General features: G+C 65.6%; 2 protein-coding genes and 2 pseudogenes. All 4 read left to right on the forward strand.

Going from position 1 to position 4,071, the window contains the following annotated elements:
• Window positions 1-74: 74 nt before the first annotated feature.
• Window positions 75-515: pseudogene (locus LPZ50_RS22720) on the forward strand (thermonuclease family protein); the annotation flags it as partial.
• A 120-nt stretch (window positions 516-635) separates the two neighbouring features.
• Window positions 636-2,885, forward strand: coding sequence for an ABC transporter substrate-binding protein (locus LPZ50_RS22725; protein ID WP_230665091.1), 2,250 nt, complete (start codon window positions 636-638; stop codon window positions 2,883-2,885).
• Window positions 2,882-3,859, forward strand: coding sequence for an ABC transporter permease (locus LPZ50_RS22730; protein ID WP_230665092.1), 978 nt, complete (start codon window positions 2,882-2,884; stop codon window positions 3,857-3,859). The genes LPZ50_RS22725 and LPZ50_RS22730 overlap by 4 nt, the downstream gene beginning before the upstream one ends.
• A gap of 5 nt (window positions 3,860-3,864) precedes the next feature.
• Window positions 3,865-4,071 (forward strand): annotated as a pseudogene (locus LPZ50_RS22735) (ABC transporter permease); the annotation flags it as partial.

Here is a 4,071-nt window from a genome sequence, read left to right on the forward strand (position 1 = left end):
ACACCCCGTAAGGCGACCGGATATAAACGTGCGCATGCGGTTCGGCGCTGCGCACCTGCGGCTTGCCCCCCACGGTGGTCAAAGTGCCCGATGGCGACACGGTCACCCTGCGCGTCAACGGGGCGCCGCACCGCATCCGCCTGGACAGCATCGATGCGCCCGAGGCCGGGCACGGTGCCAGGGAACCCGGCCAGCCTTACGCCCAGGCCGCACAGCGGCACCTGGAACAACTGGTGGGCGGCAAGACGCTTACCGCCCAATGCTACGAACAAGACCAGTTCGACCGCGAGGTCTGCGCCCTGGTGCTGCCGGACGGCAGCTCGGCCAACCGGGCGCAGGTGGCGGCCGGTTATGCCTGGGCCTATACCGCGCGGCGCGGCGACTACCTGCGCGACCAGGCCATGCCGGGCCTGCAGCGCCAGGCCCGCCAGGCCGGCCAAGGCCTGTGGGGGCAGGGTGGCGCCACCGAGCCCTGGAAGTGGCGTTACGAATGCTGGCGGAACCAGCGCTGCTAGCAGCCTGTCCAAGGCCATGGCGCGCATTGCATCCGGGCTTGCCTGGATGGGGCGGGCCGGTTGCCTTTGCTATGCTGTGCGCCAGGCGGGTAGCGGGAAAATTACACGGAAAACAATTCTATGGGTGCATGGCTGCGGCGGATCTCGATGGCGGTGCTGGTGTCTACACTGGCGCTGGCGGGTTGTTCCCGGGACCCCATCAACAGCCCCTACGAAACCGGCGCCCTGGCGGAAAATACGCTGTACACCGCATTCGTGAAGCGGTCGCCCAAATACCTGGACCCGGCCCGCTCGTATTCTTCCGATGAAACCCCGTTCACCTACAACATCTACGAGCCGCTTTACGGGTATCACTACCTGAAGCGCCCATACGAACTGATTCCGCGCGCGGCGGCGGCGGTATCGCCGCCGCGCTACTACGATGCGCAAGGCAGGGAACTGCCCCAGGACACCCCCGGCGAACAGATCGCCGAAAGCGTGTACGACATTCCCATCCGCCATGGCGTGCAGTTCCAGCCGCATCCCGCGTTCGCGCGCGAGGCCGACGGCGCCTACAGCTACTTTCCCCTGCGGCCGGGCGAGCTCGACGACAAGTTCTATATTCCGGATTTTCCCAAGACGGGAACCCGCGAGCTCACCGCCCACGACTACGTCTACGCCATCCGCCGGTTGGCCAGCCCGCGCGTGGCCTCGCCCATTTACGCGGTCATGGCCGAATACATCGTCGGCATGGACGCATACGGCCAGCGCCTGAAACAGCGCGACGAAGCCCTGCGGCAAGGCCTGCCGTACGGCCAGCGCGACCTGCCCTGGCTGGATTTGCGCGAGGCCGAGGGTTTCGACGGCGTCCAGGCGCTGGACGACCACACCCTGCGCATCCGCATCAAGGGCAAGTATCCCCAGTTCAAGTACTGGCTGGCCATGAGTTTCACCGCGCCCGTTCCCTGGGAAGCCGACCGCTTCTACAGCCAGGAAGGCATGGCCGCCCATGACCTGTCGCTGAATACCTGGCCGGTGGGCACGGGGCCCTACATGCTGGCCGAATCCGAACTGAATCGGCGCCATGTGCTGGCCCGCAACCCCAACTTCCGCGGCGAACCCTACCCCTGCGAGGGCGAGCCCGCCGACCGTGCCGCCGGCTTGCTGGAAGACTGCGGCAAGCCCACGCCCTTCGTCGACCGGGTGGTGTTCAGCGTCGAAAAAGAAGCCGTGCCGCTTACCGGCAAGTTCATGCAGGGGTACTACGACATCCCGCAGGTCGAGCGCGGCGAATACGGCGTGGCCATGCTGGTGGCCGCCGGCGATTCGCCGGACAAGGCCAGGCGCTACCGCGACCATGGTATCCAGCTGCCCACCTCCATCGAGACCTCGATCTGGTACATGGGCTTCAATTGGCTGGACCCCGTAGTGGGGCACGGCGACACGCCCGAGCAGCAGGAAAAGAACCGCAAGCTGCGGCAGGCCATCAGCATTGCCTTCAACTGGGAAGAATACGTGGCCGTGTTCGAGAACAGCCAGGCCATGGTGGCCTACGGGCCCGTGCCGCCGGGCGTGCTGGGCTACCGCGAGCCGCCCGAGGGCATCAACCCGGTGGTCTATGACCTGGTGGACGGCAAGCCGGTGCGCAAGCCGCTGGACGTGGCCAGGCAGTTGCTGGCCGAGGCCGGCTATCCCAATGGGCGCAATGCCGAAACCGGCGCGCCGCTGGTGCTGTATTACGACGCCATGACCGGCGGCGGCGCCAATCCGCAATTCGACTGGATACGCCGCCAGTTGGCCAAGATCGGCATCCAGATGGACGTGCGGTCCACCGACTACAACCGCTTCCAGGACAAGATGCGGCGCGGGTCGGCGCAGATCTTCCTGTGGGGCTGGCTGGCCGACTACCCGGACGCCGAGAATTTCCTGTTCCTGCTGTACGGCCCCAATGGCAAGGCAAAGCATGGCGGCGAGAACGCGGCCAATTATTCCAACCCGGAATTCGACCAGCTGTTCGAGCAGATGAAGTTCCTGGACGATGGCCCCGAGAAAGAAGCCGTCATTGCGCGCATGCAGGCCATCGTGCAGCGCGACGCGCCCTGGATGTTCGGCTACTTTCCCATGTCGGCGGGCGCCTACCAGCAGTGGGTGGGCAACGCCAAGCCCACGCAGATGATGCGCAACACCCTGCAGTACGTAAAGGTGGACCCGGCCGTGCGCGTCAGCAAGATAGACGAATGGAATACGCCGCGCTGGTGGCCGTTGCTGCTGCTGGCCGTCGTGATCGCGCTGGCGATCTGGCCATCGTACGTGGCGCTGAAGCGGCGCGAGCGGCAAACCGCCTTTGGCCCGACGGCGGGTTCCAGGCCCTCGAAGGAGAACCAGTCATGACGGGCTACGTCATCCGCCGCCTGTTGTACGGGGTGCTGATACTGATAGGCGTGAACCTATTCACGTTCATCCTGTTCTTCGCCGTGAATACGCCCGACGACATGGCGCGGCTGGCCATCGGCGGGCAACGGGTCAGCCAGGAAGCCGTAGACCGCTGGAAAGCCGAGCACGGCTATGACAAGCCGCTGTTCCTGAACCGCCAGGCCCAGGGCGTCGAACAGCTCACCCACACCATTTTCTACCAGCGTTCGGTGCCCCTGCTGGGCCTGGAATTCGGCGCATCGGATTCCGGCCACGACATCAGCCGCGAAATCCGCATGCGCATGGGGCCCAGCCTGGCGCTGGCCGTTCCCACGTTTTTCCTGGGGCTGTTCGCCAGCGCCGTGTTCTCGCTGCTGCTGGTGTACTTCCGCGCCACCCGGCTGGATTTCTGGGGGGTGGTGCTGTGCGTGATACTGCTGTCCATTTCCAGCCTGTTCTATATCATCGCGGGGCAATGGATGTTCTCCAAGGTGCTGCGCCTGGTGCCGTACTCGGGCTTCGCCGGCGGGCTGGATGCGGTCAAGTTCCTGGCCTTGCCGGTGCTGGTGGCCATCGTGTCGCGCCTGGGCCCCGAGGCGCGCTTTTACCGCGCGCTGTTCCTGGAAGAAGTCGGCAAAGACTACGTGCGCACCGCGCGCGCCAAGGGCCTGGCCGAACGCACCGTGCTGTTCCGCCATGTGCTGCGCAACGCGATGCTGCCCATTCTTACGGGCACGGTGTCGGCCATTCCGCTGCTGTTCATGGGCAGCCTGATCGCGGAATCGTTCTTCGGCATTCCGGGCCTGGGCAGCTACACCATCGACGCCATCAACGCGCAAGACTTCTCCATCGTGCGCGCCATGGTGTTCCTGGGGGCCGCGCTGTACATCGTGGGGCTGATCCTGGCCGACATTTCCTACACGCTGGTCGACCCCCGCGTGCGTTTCGAGTAACCGCCATGCCCAAGTTCGTATTCCTGTGGACGGATATCGCGCTGTTCCTGCTGGTGGCGGGAGTGCTGGGCTATATCTGGCGCGTGCGCCGCAGCCCCACGCTGCGCGCCACCTGGGCGCGGGTGGGGCGCGATGCGCCGGCCATGAGTTCGGCGGTGATCCTGTCGGTGTTCGTGGCGGTGGGCCTGCTCGATTCCATCCACTACCGGCCG

The organism is Bordetella petrii, from assembly GCF_020991325.1.
Taxonomy (GTDB): Bacteria; Pseudomonadota; Gammaproteobacteria; order Burkholderiales; family Burkholderiaceae_B; genus Bordetella_A; species Bordetella_A petrii_E.

Coding starts and splice junctions, on each gene's coding strand:
- LPZ50_RS22725 (WP_230665091.1), top strand. CDS start 636: ATGGGTGCATGGCTGCGGCGGATCTCGATGGCGGTGCTGGTGTCTACA.
- LPZ50_RS22730 (WP_230665092.1), top strand. CDS start 2,882: ATGACGGGCTACGTCATCCGCCGCCTGTTGTACGGGGTGCTGATACTG.